The organism is Brevibacillus parabrevis (genome assembly GCF_022701015.1).
Classification (GTDB): Bacteria; Bacillota; Bacilli; order Brevibacillales; family Brevibacillaceae; genus Brevibacillus; species Brevibacillus parabrevis.
The window spans coordinates 5,551,268-5,573,998 of the sequence record NZ_CP064090.1 but is presented as its reverse complement, the minus strand read 5'-3'; the positions used below and the strand labels follow the sequence as shown (position 1 = coordinate 5,573,998).

12 protein-coding genes are annotated in these 22,731 nt (G+C 45.1%); 11 read left to right on the top strand and 1 reads right to left on the bottom strand.

Annotation, left to right across the window (positions count from 1 at the left end; all coding sequences use genetic code 11):
• Positions 1-220: 220 nt before the first annotated feature.
• The 11 genes from IRJ17_RS25565 to IRJ17_RS25515 all read left to right on the top strand — a co-directional run bounded on the left by IRJ17_RS25565 (position 221) and on the right by IRJ17_RS25515 (position 20,267).
• Entirely contained in the window at positions 221-1,201 is a 981-nt protein-coding gene (locus IRJ17_RS25565; RefSeq protein WP_217021890.1) for a DUF6602 domain-containing protein, read from the top strand.
• Positions 1,198-2,799, top strand: a complete 1,602-nt coding sequence (locus IRJ17_RS25560; protein ID WP_242772326.1) for a hypothetical protein — start codon at positions 1,198-1,200, stop codon at positions 2,797-2,799. The genes IRJ17_RS25565 and IRJ17_RS25560 overlap by 4 nt, the downstream gene beginning before the upstream one ends.
• On the top strand, positions 2,796-4,997 hold the full coding sequence (locus tag IRJ17_RS25555) for an RAMP superfamily CRISPR-associated protein (protein WP_242772325.1): 2,202 nt from the start codon (positions 2,796-2,798) through the stop codon (positions 4,995-4,997). The genes IRJ17_RS25560 and IRJ17_RS25555 overlap by 4 nt, the downstream gene beginning before the upstream one ends.
• On the top strand, positions 4,994-6,415 hold the full coding sequence (locus IRJ17_RS25550; protein ID WP_242772324.1) for an RAMP superfamily CRISPR-associated protein: 1,422 nt from the start codon (positions 4,994-4,996) through the stop codon (positions 6,413-6,415). The genes IRJ17_RS25555 and IRJ17_RS25550 overlap by 4 nt, the downstream gene beginning before the upstream one ends.
• On the top strand, positions 6,412-7,065 hold the full coding sequence (gene csx19 / locus IRJ17_RS25545; protein ID WP_217021894.1) for a type III-D CRISPR-associated protein Csx19: 654 nt from the start codon (positions 6,412-6,414) through the stop codon (positions 7,063-7,065). The genes IRJ17_RS25550 and csx19 overlap by 4 nt, the downstream gene beginning before the upstream one ends.
• On the top strand, positions 7,043-9,004 hold the full coding sequence (locus tag IRJ17_RS25540; protein ID WP_242772322.1) for a TIGR03986 family type III CRISPR-associated RAMP protein: 1,962 nt from the start codon (positions 7,043-7,045) through the stop codon (positions 9,002-9,004). The genes csx19 and IRJ17_RS25540 overlap by 23 nt, the downstream gene beginning before the upstream one ends.
• Positions 9,005-10,332: 1,328 nt before the next feature.
• Entirely contained in the window at positions 10,333-11,835 is a 1,503-nt protein-coding gene (locus IRJ17_RS25535) for a TIGR02677 family protein (RefSeq protein WP_242772321.1), read from the top strand.
• Positions 11,828-12,979: a TIGR02678 family protein gene (locus IRJ17_RS25530; RefSeq protein ID WP_242772319.1), complete on the top strand. Its 1,152-nt coding sequence runs from the start codon at positions 11,828-11,830 to the stop codon at positions 12,977-12,979. Before IRJ17_RS25535 ends, IRJ17_RS25530 begins: the two co-directional genes overlap by 8 nt.
• Before the next feature lie 31 nt (positions 12,980-13,010).
• On the top strand, positions 13,011-17,099 hold the full coding sequence (locus IRJ17_RS25525) for a TIGR02680 family protein (RefSeq protein WP_242772317.1): 4,089 nt from the start codon (positions 13,011-13,013) through the stop codon (positions 17,097-17,099).
• Positions 17,089-18,486 (top strand): TIGR02679 domain-containing protein, encoded by a 1,398-nt coding sequence (locus tag IRJ17_RS25520; protein ID WP_242772315.1) that lies wholly within the window; start codon positions 17,089-17,091, stop codon positions 18,484-18,486. The genes IRJ17_RS25525 and IRJ17_RS25520 overlap by 11 nt, the downstream gene beginning before the upstream one ends.
• A gap of 704 nt (positions 18,487-19,190) precedes the next feature.
• Positions 19,191-20,267, top strand: a complete 1,077-nt coding sequence (locus tag IRJ17_RS25515; protein WP_242772313.1) for a D-alanine--D-alanine ligase family protein — start codon at positions 19,191-19,193, stop codon at positions 20,265-20,267.
• Here the strand turns inward: IRJ17_RS25515 and IRJ17_RS25510 are convergent.
• Entirely contained in the window at positions 20,260-22,716 is a 2,457-nt protein-coding gene (locus IRJ17_RS25510) for a hypothetical protein (protein WP_242772311.1), read from the bottom strand. The genes IRJ17_RS25515 and IRJ17_RS25510 overlap by 8 nt on opposite strands.
• Positions 22,717-22,731 lie beyond the last annotated feature (15 nt).

Here is a 22,731-nt window from a genome sequence, read left to right as displayed (position 1 = left end):
AATCAGGGAGGAGTTTGTAATAATGAGTCGAAATTTTGGGATAAGGGCATGATTCTTATGAACTATGTCAAAAGTTTGATTTCACTTTAATTGAAGCTTGCATTGAATTTTGTGGTCGCCACACGAAGCCTTATTGAGAGAATGTCAGCATCATGCCATCCAATCAGATCAGCACATCACTTTACAAACAATGATCAGAAAACTGGGAGGGACATAAAGAATGGACAAGGAGACGAAGCAGAAGGAAGAACGAATCAAAGCAGAAAAAAATACAGTTCGTGCCATCATTGACAACTATAAAGGATTGGCTGGTTCACTTGCGCAGCAGTTGACCTTGAAGACGCCGAATCATCATGTGACGACAGGAAGTCATCGTGAAGAAGTATGGAAGAGCTTGTTTGTGCAAATGGTGCCTCGCAAGTTTCATATCGAGCAAGGCGTGTTCATCATTGACTCCGAGGGGCACATTTCGGATGAGGTGGATTTGGCTATTTTTGATGAGAACTACACCCCATATATTTTCAAGTTTGGCAAAATCAAATTCATTCCGATTGAAGCGGTTGCAGTAGCTGTGCAATGCAAAAGCTCGAATATTAATGGCGCAGAGGATTGGGCGAAATCTATAAAGCGGTTGTTGCCAGCTTTTGATTCAGTCACCCGGCTTTTTAGCGGGTTGAATTACAGTAGCCTGAAAACAGTAACCCAAGAGCAAGCTCAAACCGCCACGCGGCCAATATTAATTTTGTGTTCGCTGGTAGGAACAGGGAATCCTGCGAAGCCGAGCAGGGAGGATACCAAACAGCATGAGAATACTAAAGACTTCGACATCATCCTGAACGTTGATGAAAACAACCAGTTAAGCAAAGTTATTCCCAATGAGAAGTGGGACTACAGCAAGTGGTATGAGGAGCTGAATCATTATGACTTGGATCGATACGAGGAGGAAGAAAAATCTGTTTACAAGAAACTGGTAAAGAGGTCCGGTGCTTTCGGCAAAACAATACAAGAACTGGAGATCGATAAGGAGGGCGAAAACGTCATTTTGTCGCTCACCTTCCAATTGAACCAACTGCTGATGCTCATTAACAACCCGATGTTTTTCCCGCACCAATCTTATGTCAATATGTTCCGGGAGCATTTAATTAACACGGATCGTGTAGGTAAGGAGCAAACGGGAGCAAAATCAGGAGGCACTAAATGATACTTGCCAACTACGATGTGAGCGGCATACAGGAATACATTTTTCAGTCGAGGCGCATGAAGGAAAATATCGGCGCATCCCGGATTGTTGGAGATGTACTCAAAGTGCATCTGCCAGACATTTTGAAGCAACAGTATCCTGACGATGCGGGGCAGCGGGTGATTTGCAACTGGAGTGGGCAGCCGTTTTCTCTCCAGGCGAATCAGGCTGTCATGATCGAGGTCATTTACGTTGGCGGAGGCAATGCTTTCGTCGCTTTTCGGGATGTAGACGACTTTCACGCGGTCAACGAACAGTTGGCAAAACGCTTGCTGGAACGCAGCCGTACGCTTTATTTGGCGGTGGCGGCCGTTGAATCGAATGGGCAGAGCTTTATCGAAGACAAGCAAAGGCTGGTACGGCGCATGGCCAAAGTGAAGGCACAGATGCTGCGGCCCCAACCTCCCGGAGCTTTTCCCGTATCGGAACAGGAAAACCAAAGCGGACTGCCGATTACCGATTTCAGTGAGGGTGTAAAACAAAACGTTTCCAGACTGCAATGGCTGAAGCTGGAGGCAATTCCAAAGGGTAACGCACAGGAGATTGTTCCTTTCCCATCCAATGTGGTCGGCTATAAAAACTGGACGCTTGAACTAGACCATATGATCCAGGGACGAGACACGGATAGCTTCATCGCCATCATACATATCGACGGAAACGGGATGGGTGAGCAACTGAAACAAAAGGAAAAGGAAATTAAGAGGAAAAATCTTCCTTATTCTGGTGAGGTACAGGCAATGCGGAGGCTGTCCGAGCAAATTTCCAGCGGCTATTCCGAAGTGTTTGAGCAGGCGACGATCAGCCTGATGGAAGCTCAGCATTCGGAATCCGGTTCCCCTAAATCACATTACTTGCCCATGCGGCCGCTCATTATGGATGGAGACGACCTGACCATCGTGTGTCTTGGCGCCTGGGGAGTTCCGTTTGCAGCTCGCATGTTGGAGGAGTTGGAAAAGGCATCCCGTGATGTGCCAAGCGATGGTATCTCGTTGTCAGCTTGTGCCGGTGTTGCGCTTATGCATAGCCATTTCCCATTCAATTTGGGTTATGAAGTTGCGGAAGCCTGCTGCAAGAGGGCGAAGCGGAAGCGGGCAGACGAGGGTGGAAGCCATGCCTATCTGGATTTTGAAATGGTAAGAGACAGCATTCCGCAAAATTCAAATCGTGAACAATTGCAGGCAGGTCCGTATCGCATTTCTTTTGGGGCGGAAAACTTGCTTGCGCAGATGGCATCGAGCCGTAAGCAACGTTTGGACGACTTTTCCATATTGGCAAAATGTATAGCCAGGATTACCGAGAGCAAGTGGCCGAACTGGAGGTTGGAAAAGCTGTATTCCGCTTTGTTGGGCAATTCAGAGCAACTGCGGTTTTACTTGCAGGAATGCAGGTCGCGCGGCTACGAGGTGGATATGCTTTTGCCTGTTGATGAAGTCGGCTGTTTGGATAACAAACAACAGGATATTCCAATCGATGTGCGCAAGCTGTTGCTCGACGCACTGGACTTGTACCAGATGTTTGACCAGAAGGTGTGGACCTGCGGCAAGGGGGGCGCCGAATGAAAAGTGGATGGCTGGATATTGAACTGAGAAGCGAATTGACAACGGGGACGGGAGATACATTGAATGGGCTTGTTGATATCGACATTGCCCATGTACACGGACTCCCTGTCATTCCGGCGAAGCGGCTGAAGGGTGCGCTGCTCGAAGTAGGCAAAGAGATGGTGGACTGGGGCCTGCTGAAAGCAAGAGATTTATATGCGGTATTTGGCAAGGCCGGGCTTGACGTCAGCTCGCCGCTGCAAATTCATGATGCCCATTTGTATCAAATCCCGGACGGCTCGTCGACACAAGTGGTTGAACATGTTCCCGAATTGCTGCGTCAGCTTCGGGAGAGCGAGTGGCAGGGGCAGGAGGTACTGGAGGCGTTTACAGATTTGCATACCCGTACTGCGATTGATGAACAGGATGGTTCAGCGAAGGAAGGGAATTTGCGTACCGTGAGAGCGGTAAACAAAGGAATTGTATTGCGCAGCTACGTCGAATTAGACGAAGAGGTCAACTCCGAGGTGCTGGAGAATACGCTGCAAATGTGCGTCAAGGGGCTGCGTCACCTTGGATTGGCAAGTACGCGTGGCAGCGGCGAGGTTCGCTGTAAATTAACAAAGTTTTCCTATCCTAAAGAAGAACTCGTTCAATCAGGTACTGCTGTCATGAAGGAGCTAGGCGATGGCAGGGTAGAGCTGCCCTTTCACCTTGAACTGGAGCAGCCGCTTGTCATTGCAGGACGCAAAGGGCTTGCGGACAGGAGCGAGGAATGGATTCCGGGCAGTACGCTGCTCGGTGTCTTCGCTGAGTTGTACATCCGCGAGTATCAATGCGGTCAGCAGGCACATGAAGATGAGCGCTTTTCACGAATATTTCTCAGAGGCGGGGTTAGCTTCGGCTATGCCCTGCCATTGGTTGGCAGTCGGGTATTTGCGCCCAGTGCCGCCATGTGGCAGCAGCAAAAGAATGCAAATGATGGCTTTGATCTGATGCGCGGCTCGGAGCCAAAAACTGACACGGTCTTGCGAAATTTGGACGGAATGGTGCACATGGCGTTGCCAACGTCGCATACAGAACAGGCAAAACCGACCTTGTACAAGTATAAAGTTCGCAAACAAGTACGCATGCATCACGCTCGGGCGAGCAACCGAGCCATTGGACGAGCGCTTGGCGAGAAGCAGCCGGCAGATGCACAAAAGCAGGGAGTACCACTGCAACAAGATTCTGCAAACCGCGGGCAACTTTTTCAATATGAAGCGATAGAGGCTGGCCAGCGGTTCTATGGAGTGTTGCAAGGTAGACGCGAGGATGTCCAACTGCTGGTTGATTTGGCCGCAAAGTACCGGAACCGACTGAGAATGGGACGTTCACGTACAGCAGAATACGGCAATGTCCACTTCGTTCCTCGTCACGATTTTTGCCCGGTGCTGCTATCGGGCGAGCCAGCCCGAGAACCGTCTGCTTTCGTCGCGTTATCTTTTGTCACACCGATGTTGCTATTGGACGAGAGCGGCCGTCCTGACCCAGCCCCAAGGTGGCTGCAAAAGCAGATTACTGACAAGCTTGGTTGCGATGTTGAAGTGAAAGCGGCGCAGCTACGTTACACGACCTTATCCGGCTACAACGCCAAATGGAGGCTGCCGAAACCACAGAATGCAGCACTGGATGCTGGCACAACCCTAATTGTAAAACTGACGCCGCCGATCGCTGCCGAGAAACTGGAATCGATGTTTTGGGGATGGGATACAGGAGAGGGCAACGGACAGGTTCGGGCGATTCCTCTTGCTGAAGAGCAACTGCAGCAGGCACAATCGTTTACATTGTCTGCGGTGAAGCTGGAAGAATCACAACCTGTCGAAGAGGCGTCAGCCCACCCGCTACTGATCTGGCTTGCCAAACGCAGGCAGGACAAGCTGTGGATACTGGAACAACAGGCGGCGGGAGTCGAGTGCGCTGAGAGGACTGTGAGCAATTTCGCTGATGCTTTTAAAAGCGTGGGGCTTACCAAGATCCAGCAGATGAGGTTATGGGCGAAAACAACTAACGACAACCAGAGCAGCTATGAGACGCTGCAGAAACAAGTCGAGGAAATCGAGCAATCGCAGACGAACCAGGCTTGTATGAAACTGATCCAGCCTTGCGAAAACAAAAGCAGTGTGTTTATTCAATCGTATTTACGAGCGTTGGAGCTGAAAGCGAGGGGAAGAAAATGAGCAATCCAATTGTCAAACGTTATTGTCTGCTGCTGGAGGGCTGCCTGGCTTCCCCGCTGTTGGCAGGCTCAGGCAAAGATATCGTAACAGATTTCGATGTGATCGTGGATTCCGCTGGACGTCCTTATTTGCCTGGCAGCTCGCTGGCAGGGGCAAGTTTGCATTATTTAAAAACGTCTTTTCCCGATCAGACAGATGCCTTGACGAACTTGTTCGGATCAAGGGAAGGGTATCGCAGTCGACTGCATTGTTATCACACAGAGCTGTTTTCGCCAGACCGGGGGGAAAGGATTTTTTCTCGCAGGGATGGAGTGAAACTGGATGAATTTAAAACGGCCGAAGATCAGGCAAAGTATGAGCTGCAAATCGTGGAGAGCGGCAGTTCGTTCCGGATGAGGCTGGAGTGGATTTTGCGCGAAGACAGTGTGATACAGGAGGAGAAGGAGGAGGCGCTGTTGTGCATGCTGTTGGACGGCATCGCCCGGGGCGAGCTGACCTTCGGTGCCAAGAGCAGGCGAGGATTCGGGCGTCTGAAGCTGGAGCATGTGTCAATCACTGCCTTTCAGCATTCGAAAGGCATGGAACGGGACAACCTGCGCTGGCTGGATTGGGACTGGCAGCAGAATGACTTCGACTACTCCATAGACTGGCAACCAGGCGAGAGTACGCTGCGGCAAACGGAAAACGGTTGTCTCCGTTCCTTGCGAGCGAACTCCAGATGGCATGAGCTTCGGATTCCGCTTGCTGTCAGACAGACCATGATGATTCGCCAGTATAACACCTCTTCGTCCGGGAAAGTCGATTACGAGCAATTGACCGGAGGAGCGAAAAATCTTCCCGTTATTCCAGGTACGAGCTGGGCAGGGGCCATTCGGCGTCATCTGCTGCGAATCGTAGAGGAAATAAGTGCGGACCGGAATCTGGCGGCTTTCAAAATCAGTCAGTTATTCGGCTCTTGGACAGATGGGGCGCCAGAAAATCGAAATCGGCTGGAAGCGTCACTGTTGCGCATAGAAGAAACAGAAATCGTGGGGGGCACGGCGCTGCTGACCTCGCGAACAGCAGTAGACCGCTTTACAGGTGGTGTCAAGAGCGGCGCATTGTTTACGACTAGACCATGGGTACATGGACATGTTGAACTGGTCATTCGCTGGCTGGACAAGAAAACAGAAGTGGACGCGCATGGGCTGGCCTTGTCACATGAGGTAATTTGTGGTTTGCTGCTGTGGATGGCGCGGGATTTGCAAGACGGTCTGTTGCCGATTGGCGGCGAAACAGCGATTGGGCGCGGTGTCATGGAAAAGGCAGGAGAAATTCAGCTGGACGGCAAGGCTATCGATCCCGGGTTCGAGTCCAGATGCAGCCGCCAAGCACTGATATGGTGCGATCCGCAACATCAGGAGGAGAATCAGGCATGAAACGGACAGTAGATGAAACTGTGTTTTTAAAACGCCAGGTACAAAGCGATGTTGATGAGCAGACCGTTATGAAGCTGGCGCGGGAAACAGTTGATTCATTCGCTGAAGCCTTCGCGTATGCGATGATGGATCATGCAGTTGCTTTCGGTTGGTACCGCGACGGCGAGATTACGTTGATCGTCGATGGTTTCCCGGTGGTGCTGGATTCGCTGCGTTATGTGCGGGAACTGCGGCTGTTTGACAAATTGGCCGAGTTCAAGGCTGTTCGCACAGGAGAAGCTTTTTGCTGCCGGGTGCTGCAGGAAGACGAGGACGCAACCAGCAAGCCATATACGGTTTACGAAGAGACGCACAAGCTCTGGGGCTCGGTCGATACAAGCGGCAGAAACGGAAGGACGACTGTGCCAGAATGGTGTCTGCTTTCCTCTGAGCGTGGGACGCGTCTCTATGTGCCGGAACCAAAAGGACGGGCAAGGAGCAAGGGACTAATTGTGCGCAGCTATATCGAATTTTGCCGACAACACCCGGGTGTCGAAGAAACGGACATTGATTACTCCGGTTTGTATCGATTTATAGATGAACGCTTTGTCAAATTTGTCGATTGGGGCGAAAGGGGAGTGGAAAATCGTGAAAGGTTGGAAGGAAACTAAAAAACGATTCGTAAATCCGTACAACTTCGTTCCGCTGGATGGGAGATGCGAACGTCATCCTGCTGAATATTATCGGGAAGGGGAGCGGTTGACGGGCTATATCGAATGCTCGCTCACTACCTTGACACCGCTGATTATTCCCAATACATCGAATGACAAGGCGCTGCATACTCCCGAGACGCAAATTAAGCAGAGTTACAGTTTTTATTCCTATACAAATCTGGAAGAAGTCAAAGATGAAGCTGCGCTGAAAGCTTTTCACGAGCCGGTTATCCCTGGCTCCGAGCTACGCGGAGTCATACGCAGTGTATATGAAGCGGCATTTAAAGGTTGCCTCTCGACGGCGGATGTTGGAAGACCGTTGTATCGGAGGGCGATGAGACCTAAGGAGCCTGGAATTTTGCGGAAGGTAGAAGGGAAGTGGATGATAGAGCTTTGCGAGAGATATCGGCTTTCTATTTCGCCTGCAGGGAGCGAGAAAGGCAAGATCTCTCGAAAGACCTACGATCAATGGGAGGAGGGAAAAGAAGTCTCGATCAAGCTAAAAGGAAGTAGAGTTTTAGAGATACGAAGTGGCCATGTTACAAACGATGGTTTCCAGCCGGGTTATTTGCATAAGGGAGAAGCTTTTCCAACCAAAAAAAGCGAGTCGGTTTTTGTGCCGAAGCGCGACGAAGATCATAATAAAACGTTGATTCCTGTACAGGACGACGAAATCACGCGATTGAATGAGGTATTGTCGCAGTATGCGGATGTCAAGCTGAATCGGCATATCGGCAAAAGGCATACCGACAAAAGGCATACCGGATATGCTGCGTACCGAAAAGTATTTGATGAGTTTCAAAAAACAAGCGGTCAGGGGCGGTTACTTGTTTATTACAGCACATACAAGTTGGGAGAAACTGAGCAGGCTACATATTTGACACCGGCGATGATCTCGAGAGAAGTGTATCGCAAAACAGTCGGCGATCTGTTGAAAGCAAATGGAGAGTATCAACCGTGTACAGACCGGAACCATGTGTGTCCTGCTTGCGGTTTATTCGGAATGACGGGGAAAGAGCCAAAATCCTCACTCGGCTCGCGTATTCGCTTTTCAGATGCTGAATATGTGCCTAATGATTTTGAAGGGTCAAGCAGAAACATGTATCAGTCAATATTGTTGCCAGAATTGGGAGAACCAAAGCCGGGGGCAGTCGAGTTTTATACAATGCCCCCTGTGAAGATGGATTCTGGTTACAAGATATGGACGTATGATGATGTCTTGGAATCTTCAAAAGATATTCGGCCATTGGATTCACATGAACCTCGATTAAGAGGGCGAAAGTTTTATTGGCATCACTTGCCCAAATCGGGAGAAACAAATAGCGGTTTGAGTCCCTCGGACGGAAACGCAGCGATGCAAAAAATAGTTCGGGCAATCAAGAAAAATAATTCTTTCCAGTTTCGTATTTATTTTGACCAGGTAACAAAAAAGGAACTCGCCCAGCTTTATTGGGCGCTGACAATGGGTGGCGGCAACAAATACGCACATAAAATCGGTCATGGCAAGCCACTTGGCTACGGGAGTGCGCGAATAAAACCGGAAAGCCTGCGGATTCGTCGAATCGATCCCGAGAGCGGAGAGAGGTCTTTGTCCCTTTTTGATTCAAGCGAGCTGAACGATCATATGCCGAAACGGTCAGAAGCGATGAAGCAACTTCAACTTATGGCGGATTTTGAGTCTCCAGTATCTGGTTCCGTTTCTTATCCGAAAGTGGTAGTGAGAGAGGGAACGGATAAGATCAATGACGGTGCTTCCCATCAGTGGTTTAAGGCAAACATGAGCAGCGACAATAAGTTTTGCAAGGTGCTTCCTACTGTTGAACAAGAAATAGAAGGTAAGCAAGCTGTTCATTTGTTTGAGGTTTGCAAGAAGAACTCAGGCTCGAAGCCCAAATAAGATAGCATGTTCTTTTGCTGTGTTGAGACGAAAAAAGGAAATGAAGGCCGTTACGCGTTGAAGAACTGTTACGTGAAATGGAATGTCGCTGGTGAAAAAGAAACTTACGTTTAGCCAGATCGATACCCGTGGCAACCGTTCGGCAAGTTCCGCTTGTTTTTGGGGCTGTGAAACTGACCATGTAGGGAAGGCACTACACTCGCAGTATGTAGGTCATCGGTTCGAGCCTGATAGAGTTCACAATATGGAAGCATAGGAGTTCACAGTTTTATTACGCTTTTGGATCTGCTAATGCTGCTTACTAGAGAAGAAGGGATAAAACCAAACAGTTTATAGAAAAAAGCTCAAACTAGAAAATGCTTGCGCATAGCATTTTCTGTAAAATTACTTTTATTGTGATTTTTTACAACCTGATGAATTCCATCTCTTCTTTTCAGCAGAATATGTTTTTTATGTCGCTTGAAATAGATCGATTGTGAAGAAACCGTAGCTCGTTCAATCTGTTTGTATTTTTATCAGTTCCAAGTGAGCTTACGCTGAATAGAAGGTTACACTCAAAATACAACTTCCCAATGTCCCCCATCTCTCAGTTTGAGAAAGCTTAGGGCTTCTTGTCACCTGGGCGGAAGGCAGCACAAGGCCGGACGCCCGGTGAAGGACAACCGACAGATACTCAATACGTTTTCTTGAAGTGGTCCGCGTAGAAGCTGGTTCCGCGACTGGGGAAGCGGGCTTGTCGATCAGATGCTCGAAGTACTGTCCGCTGAATCACGATACTGAAAGCGTCAGGATCGATGCCTCTATCCCGATCCACCAGAACGGGGACGGAGTAAAAGGGGGCAGTAATTCAAAGTGATCGGAAGTCACGGGGGAAGTTTAATCCCCAAGGTCCAGTCATTCAGCAACTCGAAGAAAGAGGAAGAACCATTGGCAACGTGGGGACGATTTTGTAACGGACTATAATATTCTGAAAAAATAGATATCGACGGCAAGACGTTATAGCAGACTTAGGGTATGCGATGAGCAAGATTCTCGCACTGGTGGAAGAGAAGCAGTCCTAAGGGGCATTTGCAAGCATCGCATCGACCAAGGTCCCAACGCTGGAAGGCTGTCAAATAGCGTCACTTGGTTAAGAGCTTGTCCAACTAGCAGAAGCATAATTGCCGACTGGCGACTAGATAGGGTAAATTGCCTTGAACTGATGTCGCTTTATTAAAGCTCGCCTATGATTTGGTTAACTTAACCTAGAAAACACACTTAAGAAATACGAAAAACACTAGTGATTGTTATCAGAAAAGTTAGATTGATGTTCGAAAGGAGGTTGCCAAATGAGCTTTCAATTAAATTCTGTAAAAGAAGCGACGTATCTTTCTGTACCTAAAGCAGACAGATACCGTCCCATCTGCTACGTTTTCTATCAGAAGTACCGTCAAGAATACAACTCGTATATGTTTCTGGATGATGTATATCGAGAATTAGTAACGTCAGAGCAGTTTGGCGCTCACTTTAAGGATTACTCCGAAAAAGAATTGGAAGAAGATCTTAAAGCGCTCGTGAAATGGAACAATCTGATTGTCCATCAAGACGAATCTCATGCACAGCGCATTGAGGATTTTTATAAGCGCAAGAATTATTATGAGGTCACGCAATATACCATTTCACTCGAACGTACGATGGAGGAGATGCAGTACAACCTGCAGGCGATCCGAGGTGGATCGTTCGAGCGCGTTTTGGCAGACCATATTTTAGAGGACCTGACCAAACTTCGCAGGTGGAGGCCTTCGAACAACGGAACGTTAGGCGATATCCGCAACATCTGGCGGGATCTTATGTCCCGATTTGAAGCTCTTCGTAACGGTACCGCTGACTTTTTGTCGCACGTAAACAGCGAACCATATGAACGCCTGATCCGCACGGAGTCTTTTCTGCCATATAAAGAAAAATTTGTACGTCTGCTAAGCGACTTCGTGGTCGGCATCATGGAGAAGAAAGATTTGATCGAGGAGCGCCTCGGGTTTATCGATGACAGTGAGATCGAGCAGATTATTGCCGCGATTGTTTCTTACGAAGCGGAGCAGCAGATTGACGATAAATTTGAAGCGGAGCTTGCCTCTGAGCGAAGAAGGGCAGAATGGTTTGGTTTTAAAGGGTGGTTCGTGGAGATCAACGGGCGCAAAGCGAATTCTCGGTTTTTAATTGAACAAACTCGCGGCACTATTCAAAAAATTGTAAGGATTGCGGATCAGATCAGCGATAAATTCAACTATTTTAAAAGCCGCAAGAATGACTATTTGGAATTGGCTCGTATTTTTGCGAATACTTCCGATTTACGGGATTGTCATGTTATTGCTGGCGCAATGTTTGGCGTATCCACTGCCAAACATTTCTTAGTGTCACGCAAATCTGAGGATGATAACTCTAAGCATGTGTGGGAATGTGATCCATTCGAAATGCCACTCAGCAAAAAGACACCAGGGAACCGCAACGGACGAACTAAATTACCTGTATACGAAGATCCTCTAGTACAAATGTCTCTAATTCAGGAGCATCTGGAGAAAACACGGATGGTGCAGGAGCAATTCAACAGCCTGATCAAGGACGGAAAAATTACGCTGGAGGAAATCGGTGTGGTGTACCCTGAAGTGCGAGATCTGTTGCTTGAATTATTGGGACAAGCCATGATTACAAAAAGCTTAACAAGCCGAACAGAAGACGGGCGTCAAGTTTCTCTTATATTACGTTCAAGAAAGCGTATTCGCCTGCGTTCCACTGATGGTACACTGACGATGAACGATTACGAATTCGTGTTTATGGAGGAACAGAATGGATAAAGATCGGTTGGTGCTTCAGGAATGCATTGAAGCCCTGTTTCATTACCACTGGATCCATCGAGACACGCAGGCGGATCTGTATTTTCAGATACTCGCTCGCAAAACGGATATTGCCGATATGCTGCGCGAATACTTTGGATATCGTTTACTCCTGCGTAATGAGTTTATCAAACTAGAGAAAATTCCCGTCTCGCCAAAGCCGTTTATGGGAATTGACGACTTTACTACATCACTCCACTATTTGTTTTTTTGCTGCTTCCTTGCCTTCTTGGAAGACAACGGGGAAGACAAGCAGTTCACGCTTCATAATGCTTGTGATGCCATCCGTATGTATTACCCTGAAGAAGCTGTTCCTTTTGCTTGGGAGGAGCGTTCCCACCGCAAGGCCTTTGCAGATGTCCTGCAGCATTGCGTGAAAATGAGGCTCGTCCATGTCGTAGACCGTGACATTGACGGGTTTCGAAACGATGAAAGCCATGATGTTTTGCTTCAGACCACGCCTTATTTTCGTCACTTCGCACCACTTTACTTCTTTGATCTCAGCAAAATCCAAAATCGTAGCCAGTTGGAAGAGTACATTGCCAAAGAGATTGAAAATGGCGCAACCCCGAGACAACGACTCCTGCGCAGATTGTTCTTGGAAGCGGTGATATATGATGACGAATTGTCAGCAGAGGAAATCAAGCTTCTGGAAGGGGGGGAAGAGCTAGAGAGACTGAACGAAATGATTTCAGGACCATTTGAGTATTGGCACCTAGAACGATATCATCGCACCACGATGCTCACCCATGCAGAAAACCGTTACGGAGACTATTACCCAATAGATGAGCAGATTTCAAATGCAGCGGTGCAATATGCAACCCTGATTTTGAATAAGGTAAACAGCCAAAAAGTAGCTATCGATCATAACGGACGTGTTCTGTGTTCGGAGTATGAGGCTATCATATGGTTTCAAGAGATCAAAGATCTGTATAGCCATGGATGGACTAAATCGTTTACAGAACGGCCCATCACCGTCATTTGGAGAGAAGTTATGGAATATATGTCGGACTTTCATATGGCGGATACGCTGCCGGACAAGCAGATTGTATTTTATTCCTCAGCGGGCCGCGTTACAGGAGAATACGTATCGCAATCTAAATAAACGAAGGTGATAGATGGTGAGTAGGTTTCATTTGAATCGCTTCGGTCTCATAAATTTCTGGTATCACGGTGATACGATTTTTGAGTTTAGCAATGGACGCCTCTTTGTCCGCGGTGCCAATGGTTCTGGTAAATCGGTATCCACTACCATGGCAGTACCGTTCTTGCTCGACGGCGATAAGCGACCATCGCGCCTTGATCCATTCGGCTCGCAAGATCGGCGGATGATTGATCTTTTGCTCGGCAATAAGCATGTATCCAAGCGTGAGGAAGGTATTGGATATCTCTACATGGAGTATCGCAAAGGAAATACCTTTGTGACCGTTGGCATCGGCTTAAATGGAAAGCGGCGGGAAAGCGACAATACCATGCGCACGTGGTATTTCATTCTCCGGAACAAGCGTGTTGGGTATGATATTCAGTTATATGATGAAAAGTTTGTAAGCGGGGAAGCTAAAAAATTTCCTCTTACCAAGGGGGACTTGGCAGACCGCATTGGCGGCGACGGAGAAGTCACCGACAGCCAGCAGCGTTATGTGGAGATGGTGAATCAAGAAATCTATCGGTTTAAAACCACTCAGGAATTCAAAGAACTGATAGGCGTGCTGCTCCAACTCCGCAGCCCGAAGCTTTCGAATGCTGTGAAAGCGAGCGAGGTGTCCAATGTTCTCTCTGATGCTCTTCCAGAATTGTCACAATATGAATTAGCCCCACTCTCCTCGTCGTTGGAGAGCATGGATAACCTGCAAGAAAAGAAAACTCGCCTTGGCCACGAACTTGTTTTCCTAGCGAAGTTGGCAGACGCATACGACACATACAACCAGTTCTCTCTATATGAGAAGGCGAAACATCTCGTATCCAGTGAAAAGCGGTTTAATGAATCTAAGAAGCGCATGAAGGATTTTAAAACTGCCGAAACTGAGGCATTGGCAACCAAAACAGATTTAGAGCGACTATTGACGGAACAGTCCAACACCAAAGAAACCCTTCAGAGAAAAATAGCATCCCTGCAAGGACATTCCCTTTTTACACTAGAGGAAGAGTTAGACAAGGTAAAGGAAGCTCTGAAAGATTCAGAAAAAAAACTCAAAAGTAAAGACGAAGCCATAGAGAATAATAAAACACAGCAACGCCAAGTGGAGAAGCGTATCAAGCAAATTGAAGGAGAGAAAGTCAAAACTGTCAAAAACCGCGAGGATGCGCTTTTGGAAATGGAGTCGCTTGCGGGTGAGGCCTATTTCACATCTCACACCGTCTTGCGTCAGTACTTTGAAGCCACTCTCGAAACATTCTCTGACGCAGGATTTCAAAATTGGCATGAAGCCCTTCAGGAGTATTACAGCAAGGTGGAGGACATCGCGAGTAAGCTTCAAATATTGCAATCTCGCCTTGAACATGAAGATCAAATGCAGCGAAATGTGGCGGCCGAAGAAGAAAGTGTAAAAGGAATCGAGGCAGAGATACGTGCCTTGGAGAAAGAAGTTGCCGAAGGTGCCGCTTCGGTTGAACATGCCGTCAGTGAGTGGGCGGAAGGAGCCCAACAATTCCAGGTTCAGGCTAGTGAGCTTCGCGAAGCAAAGGAAATTCTGCAAGGGATTGGCGACCTTTTGGATGACTCATACCCTGTGATGGTAAAGGATTGGCTAAATGGTTTGTACAACCAGCGTCTAGGCGCACTGCAACAAGAACTAGCGAATCTAACGGCATCCATCGGTTTTCTGCAAAAGCAAATTGAGGAAACGGAAGGAAAGGCAAAAGAACTGTCTGCGCAAACCGAGATGGAGCCCGAGTTTACAATTTCTGAGATGGTGGAAATGGAACGCTTGCGCGCACAGAATATCCGTGCCGCTTACTTTTATGAATCAATTGAATTTATGGAACACATAGAGCCGTCTGTGAGAGAAGCCATCGAAGGCGCTATTACCCGCGCCGGTCTTCTAACGGCTCTTGTGGTGCATGAAAGCGATTGTTCGATGGTTGCTTCTTCCATGACCATTATACATAAAGGCAGCTACAAAAAAGAAAATTTGTTGACTTATGTGCGCCCGACACCGACTAACGGGCTCTCTGAGGCAGACATTAGCGCCGTGCTGCAAACCATATCCATTGTTCCACATCAGGAAGGATATGTGCTTGAAACAGGTGAATTCCGCAGTGGCATGATCGGGGGGCTGGCACCTCGATACGAGGATGCATACATCGGAAAATCTGCGCGGGAACAAATTCGGGCGCGCAGGTTGAGAGAATTGCAAAAGCTACGTGAAGAATTCATAAACAAAAAAGACGATCTGGAATCTGAACGCTTTTCCGTGGAAAAGCAACAGCGCTTGCTTCACATGGAACGGGATGTGTTCCCGTCACTCGAGGGGCTAAAGGCTTCCCTTACTCGTCATGCAGACAAGACTCAGGAGCGCAACATCCGGCTTACCTTAGTGGAACGACTTCAAACTGATCTGCGCATGTATCGCAACGAGACCCAGCTTAGGCGCAATGGGCTCCACTATGCAGCGCAGGGACTGGAGCTCCCACTTACGCACGCTTGCTACCGGCAGGCGCTCGATGATCTTGTAAGCTACAAAGAAATACTCACTGAGCTCCGCCTGGCCCATACCGCATGGCTTGGTGCGATTCAATCGCTTTCTGACTTTGAGGCGCAGAAAGAACGCTTGATGGGTGATTATGAGCTCCTTATGGATGAGAGGATGGATCATGAGCGGAATATTGCAAAAAACAAATCGCTGGAGGCGATGTATCTCAAGAGGATTCAGGATCTTGGCGATACGGACGTGAAGCGGGAGATCGAGGAAGCTAGAAAGGCGATTCAGACAGCAGATAAGCTGCTGGAAACTTATCATAAACAAATCAATGAGACAGATATTAAGATCCATGGGCATGCTGAGAGCTATAAGAAAGAACAGCCGCAAATGGAAAAGTGGTTGAGGCTATTGGATATGTGGACGAAATTGTATCAAGAGGAGTTGTCTCTCGGTTTTGTTTGTCCTCCGCAGAACGCTTCCCAGGTTATGAAGACACTGGAGGAAACATGCGAGGCACTTTCGCCGGATGTGGTGCTTTCGGAACTTAAAGATGCAGAAGGCTACGCACAGCGGGAACTTGTCGATTATAATCTGAAACAATCGCGGCGCACGATTTCGCTTGAAATTCAGGCGAAAGACAAGGAAGATCCGTCCTGGCAGATCCTTCAACAGCATTGTTCGCGGCAATTCCTGGTCTTTTCGCTCCAGCATGTGGAGAGCACACCTCGGGAAGTGCAACGTGATGTAGATGATCAATTAAAGCGCATATCAGCGCATATTCAGGAAGAGGAACGAAACTTGTTTGAAAAGGTGCTCATTGACGTTGTGGGTACTGCGATTCAAGAGAAAGTGCGGGCCGCGAAGCGCTGGGAACAAGACGCAAACGTGATGCTCCAGCGTGTGACGGGTACTATCCAGATACGGCTCGAATGGGTTCCTCTCGGAAACAAAGAAGAAGACCAAATTTCGACAACGGAGTTGCTATCGTACTTGTCTAAGGAATCCATCTATTTGACGCCTTCGCAAAAGGAAAAAGTGCGTCTACACTTCATGTCCAAAATCAATGAAGCCCGCAAAAAGTGCAAATATGACGCGAGCTTCTCCATGTTTGAAGAGATGAAAAATGCTTTGGATTACCGCAGATGGTTTCGCTTTGAAATGTTCATCACTCGCAAGGGTATTCCCGAGGAGCGCTTTACGAACAAGGTGTTCGGGGAGCTCAGCGGCGGGGAAAAGGCGATGAGTATCTATTCGCCTCTGTTTGCGGCGATAGCAGCCAAATATTCGTACGCTGAGCCTGATGCGCCCCGAATCATTTCATTGGATGAGGCGTTTGCGGGCATCGATAGTGAAAATATTGCACAGATGTTCCAACTCGTGCATGACTTTGAATTCGATTATATTATGAACTCCCAGGTGCTATGGGGCTGTTACGAAACAGTAGATGAACTCTCCATTGCCCAAATTCTTCGCCCTGTAGACTCCCCTGTGCTTGCTGTTGCACGCTACTATTGGGATGGCAAAGAAAAACATCAACTATCGCTAGAACAAAGTATCGAGGGGCGTTCTCACAATGCAGGATAACAAGCAGCTTATTGAGATTTTTCGGCGTAGTGGCGGCTTTGGCCGCCTTTTCGCCTTGTATCGTAAAAAATTTGAAAGCTACGGGGCATTCGGCACGGTGCAAATGCGGCCCACCGGAGAAGAGGAAAAAGCATTGCGCGGTTTTCTTGGCGTTCGTTATAAGGGACCTCGTTTCCCAGCCGCCGACTTTGAAAAAGCAGCCAAAGAAGCAGGATACTCGGTTTCACTGCTTGAATTGTTGGAGCTATACTATGGCTGTCAACTTTCCACTAAGCGAGAACAAAAAGAGTTAAGACATTCGGCTTGGACTAATCTTTTTGTTCAAGTAGAACTAGATTTTATTACCCGATTCAATATCTCTAATACTGATTTTGAAAAGTTTACTCAAAAGACATTTAACTGGTTTCATAGATTGAAGGATGGAGATGCCAAAGGTTATAGGGTTTTGAGAATTGTTTTTGACAGAGGCACAAATGCTTATTCAGAATTGTTAACATGTCTGAGTGCTTTATGGCATTTACTTATGAGAAAAGACGAGATGTTTAAAGAACGTGGAATTTCTACTGGCAAAATTAGATTGCCTATGTTCGCTGCTTATGTTACTGAGGATTCACACGCCTTTGATAAAACCAATGCATTAGGGAGATTATTATGGAGTGCCCTTAATGATATAAATAGCCAAAGTGTAAAACTAAGCAGAAATGTTGATAACGATATGATAGGCATGCCAGAGTATTTGTTTGAACGTCAAATTTATAGGAACTTCGACGTTCTAGACGATGATCTTAGTTCGATTTCACATGTTTTTGTTCCTCATCTCGTTAAAGGCACATCTCCTCGTACGTTAAACTTACGGGAAATCGAAGAGATTAAGCAATTTCCAAAATACTCATCATTATATATAATCGAAAATCCGTCTGTCATTTCTTATTTAGTTGATGAAACTATTCATTTTCTTAATCTAAACAAATTTTCATTAGAGCAACTTCCATCAGATTTTCCAGTTCTACTTTGTACTATTGGACAGGCCAGAACTGCTTCTAAAGTATTTATAGAAAAATGCCTTGAAGCGAACCCACGCTGCGTTATTTACTATTCTGGCGACCTTGATGTTCCAGGCATTCAAATGTTAAACAATATGAAGGAGCAGTTCTTAGCAGAATTTTACGCTTGGCGTATGGAAACTGCTATATATCGTAATTATGTGGCCCCCAAAAGCAAACCTTTATCCGATGCAGATTTAAAAATCCTTCAAGGATTAGAAGGAAGCTTAGTAAAAGAGATGATACATATTAAAGCAAAAGTTTATCAGGAGTCATTTGGAAGGGAACTGAGAAGCAATTGGATTAAAGAAGTATCTAAAGGTCTTTTGCCGCCTGAACAGTAGCTGTAAGACCGATTGAGGACATCCGGTAGAGGATAAATACGATGATGTGCCGCACGGGATGACTGAGACGTGATTTGCTGAAACATTACGGAGGTATTTCGATAGTAAAACCGATTTACACTGCAGCGCGATAAAATGGTGAGGTATAGGTTGTCGATTTGATCCCGATAGGTGCACCATAATTAACCCTACAGAAACGGTAGAAATACCGTTTTTTATTTTGCTTATTGCCAATCCTTGCTTACGATGGCAATCCCGGACTTTCTTGAAAGCTTATCTGTACTTTTGTTTGAGGAAATATGACTTGTGATGTCTTTTAGCGAGGGAAGAAGTAGGAGAGCAATTGTCGGGTTGTATCTGCTCGAATTGTAAAACTAATCAGTTGATTGCACAACATAAAAAAAATCAGTAAGAAGGCGTACTTGGTTTTGATGTGGACAACAAAGGGTACTAAAGTTTATAAGGAATTTTTTGCAAGCAAGCATCAAGCAATTCTCTCATCTAGGAAATTTCATCTGATCTACCAATGACTTTGTCACCCTATGCAAAAGGAAGAAGAACATCTTAGAACAAGGATACCATTCACTATTCTCTATAGGGCAAGGTGGTTAAACTAGATGAACTGGTAGATTTATTGAACGGCTTTCTCTCTTATATTAAGATAAAAATATCCTAATAACTATAAATTATTTGGAGGTCATAAAATGGACGAAATTAAAAAGCTTGTTGAACAATCGAAAAAAAATACTAAGGAAATCCAAAAAAAATATCAAATTGCACTGGTATGTAATTCTCGCTCAAAAACTAGGCCAATCAATCATCAGCAAGTGGAGTTCTCCGATAATAACGAATTTTTCTCAGATGAAGAGTACGATGAAATATTTAGCGCTATCCAGTCATCCAATTTTTATGTTGATACTTATTTTAATGAACTTACTTTTATCACAAAAACATTAGAAGAGTCCTACTTTAGAAACAACAAATTAGTTTACAACCTATCACGGAATGGTAGCCATGTAGGAAAAAAATCGTTGATTCCATCATTTTGTGATTTAATGGGCATCCCTTATACAGGTTCTAATGCTTTTGTTACCTCACTTTGCAGAGCGAAGTACACGTATACTAAATATTTGGAAGCACACAACATTGCTACACCAAAAACATGGATATATTTCGGAGAAGAAAAGTGGCTTAATCAAGAGCCGCCTGCCCTTGAGACAAAAGTAATCATCAAGCCCATGCACGAATCAGCAAGTATTGGTCTTGATACAAATTCAGTTTTTGTTTTTGATGAAGCTATGTTAGCAATGCTTGAGGAACTGTATTTGTCAAAAAAAGAACCAATTTTGTTGCAAAAATTTATTGAAGGTTACGAATGTGAAATCCCTTTGTTTATATCCGATAAAGTATATGCTATGGAGCCGGTTGGGATCTCGATTAATGGAAAGAGAAAATTAAACTATGACTTTTTAACGTACACACATTCTTATGAAAACAACTATGGGTTTTATTCCTTAGCGGACGAACTCTCTGCTTCTAAGATTGCACTTGTTAAGGAGTATGCGCTTCAAATTGGCAAGCTGACTAATCTGACAAACTATGGAAGGATAGATTTTCGTATAACGGATAATGGCGATCCTTATTTGATCGATATTGCAACTTCTCCTTACACAATCAAGCACAGTTCATTTGCCTATTCTTTCAACAAGCTACAGCTCGCTTATGAAGATATATATCCTACGATTATTAATTTGGCGTACCAAACTTTTAAACCTAAATAGAAGTAAATTGTAGATCCGAGAATTTAAATAGTCGGCAATAGAAGCTTCCGGCATTATCTAGTGGATTGGCATGTTCATAGACCCATTTATCCAATTGCTCAGGACTCATCCAAACTTTATTTTCAACCAGTTTGCTTATAGCATCATTCCGACTATGAATTAGGTTTTCTTGCTTTTTATAAAAGTTAGGGAAATTATCTTTCATTTCGTTTAGATATTTCTCAGCTTCTCCCCACTCGTTCTGCATAACGCTAATTGATAAGTATATGTTTGAAATATGATAACGATAGAAGCTGTCGTCATTGTTACGTAATATTTTATTCTTTAAAATATCTAGCATCACATAGCTCGAATCGTAATCCCCACTCATAACATATAGATTTATCAGATTTATATAGAGGATGGCATTGCTTTCACGAGAGGAATCAGAAATTTTGCTCTTGAATTCAGCAATTGCATCTTTTATTACTGCTTTATCAAAGGTCTGCATGTTGTGATATTTTTGGAGAAACGTTGCTAAAATTAGATTGTTATAGATTTTTTCTTGTGATGGAAATTGAATAAGCGGATATTCTTCCACTAGATCTAAGCACTTCTGAAGACATAAGATAGCATTGTCATACTCACCAACGACAAGTAAACTACCCGAATGATTGCAGAGTGCCAAATAATACTGTAAATGATCTTTTCTTTTCTCAAAATAAGCTACGCTGTCAGCAGTGTAACGTTTTGTTAATGCTGCAGGGTTAAAAACACATGCTTTTCTGGAAATAATCTTCCCCATATATTCAAATAGCTTATTGTGATAGTTCTTGTTAATAAAAGAAAGAAGCTCCTTAACGATAGAATTACTGCGATCATAGTCATCAAGCTTATTAGAGTAGGTAGAAAATAATGTAAATGCACACTTGCACCATTGTTCCTTTTCTTGCTCTTTCAAATCGCCTAATATATCCTGGAGCTCCATTGCCAACTGTCTGACATTTTCGGTATTCATATCACGCATTAAAGCAACGACAAGCTTCATCCGTTTTATCTCTGACATCAACAGCATTGGTCCAGCTAGTGTAGCCTGATTCAACTCATTGCTTGCTTCATCATATTTTTCTTGAAAATACAGCTCATAAGCATTCTTCAAATAAAGAAAATTGTTATATTGCACTTGTATCTCGTATCTGTTTCCGCAACTTTCAACTTTTTCTTTAATTAATTTTTCGATTTTCCTAGTCTCAGCATCTTCAGTAGAACCTTCAATGTTGCGGCAGTAAGCAAGTGCAAACAATCCAATAATCTCAAAGATATACTCGTTTTTACGATCGCCTATAGACAAATAGTAAGCTCTGCCTGCGTAGTTTTCAGGCTCATGTTCCTGTAAATATTTCGCATACTCTATTTCGAATTTGAAATTGTTACCGCTCTCTTTAAGCCTTTTATAAAAGAGCTCTTGTATAAAAACATTGGAAAAAATGAAGTAGTTGCTTTCTTTCAGGATGTCATTTTCACAGGATTCTTTTAGCAAGTTATCTATATCTGTTCTATTTTTGAGGAGATATTTAATTTGCTCGACCTTGAAATCTCCATTTAAAATAGATGAGGCCTGTAAAACATCGGAAATGCCACTCTTCTTTTCCCCAAATCTATCCAAACGGTATTCTAGCATCTTCATTACATCTATTAGGCTGGTGTCGGTAGACAATTTTCCTTGTTTGGAATAATAAAAACCCTCAATAAACAGCTTAATGGAGTCTAGATGCCCACCCGTGATGGACATGATAATGTCCAAATCTTTTTCCTTTATTTTTAACTTTGAATATCCCAACAGGTAAAGCATCTCACGTAATTCTTCTCTTCTCATTTGATCAAACTTTACTTCCATGCCTTCAGAGTATAGTGTCGTAGGATCAACATATTCGGAGGCATGTTTTTCGTTATCATCCGTGACAAGCAGTACTTTCAAACTTTTGTTTCCAAGCAAATTTTGTTGATGATTTCTTAACGTCATTAAAAAATTTCGGGAAGATAAGTCCCAGTATTGCAGGCTATCAGCAATAATCAAGATGTTGGAGGACGAGTTTTTCCTCAGAACATCGACTACAAAGTGCGCTTTAGGATCTAATTTAGGCTTTTTCTGAAAAACACCTGCAACACCCACATTGAATAACTCTGAAAGCCTAAAGCCAAAGCTTAGGTTAAAACCAGAAAATTCATATTCAGGACGGTTCATTCCTTCCGCCAGGGTGATCGTTGCATAAGCTTCCACAGGATTTTTCTTACCCTCAATGTAATAAACTGCCCAATCTTCAAATTCTGAAGCCACCAATTTGGCATATTCCTTTACAAGAGTTGTCTTCCCTCCACCAGCTGGGCCATGTAAATGAATGATTGTGCTGTTGTTCTCAAACCCCTGTTTTATCTTGCCTAAGGCAGTTGTCTGCCGTCTGGATAACAACAATACCACCTCCAA

Excerpts from the sequence above, each read along its gene's own strand:
- IRJ17_RS25560 (WP_242772326.1), top strand. The coding sequence starts at position 1,198 with ATGATACTTGCCAACTACGATGTGAGCGGCATACAGGAATACATTTTT.
- IRJ17_RS25520 (WP_242772315.1), top strand. The coding sequence starts at position 17,089 with ATGCAGGATAACAAGCAGCTTATTGAGATTTTTCGGCGTAGTGGCGGC.
- csx19 (WP_217021894.1), top strand. The coding sequence starts at position 6,412 with ATGAAACGGACAGTAGATGAAACTGTGTTTTTAAAACGCCAGGTACAA.
- IRJ17_RS25550 (WP_242772324.1), top strand. The coding sequence starts at position 4,994 with ATGAGCAATCCAATTGTCAAACGTTATTGTCTGCTGCTGGAGGGCTGC.
- IRJ17_RS25565 (WP_217021890.1), top strand. The coding sequence starts at position 221 with ATGGACAAGGAGACGAAGCAGAAGGAAGAACGAATCAAAGCAGAAAAA.
- IRJ17_RS25555 (WP_242772325.1), top strand. The coding sequence starts at position 2,796 with ATGAAAAGTGGATGGCTGGATATTGAACTGAGAAGCGAATTGACAACG.
- IRJ17_RS25515 (WP_242772313.1), top strand. The coding sequence starts at position 19,191 with ATGGACGAAATTAAAAAGCTTGTTGAACAATCGAAAAAAAATACTAAG.
- IRJ17_RS25530 (WP_242772319.1), top strand. The coding sequence starts at position 11,828 with ATGGATAAAGATCGGTTGGTGCTTCAGGAATGCATTGAAGCCCTGTTT.
- IRJ17_RS25535 (WP_242772321.1), top strand. The coding sequence starts at position 10,333 with ATGAGCTTTCAATTAAATTCTGTAAAAGAAGCGACGTATCTTTCTGTA.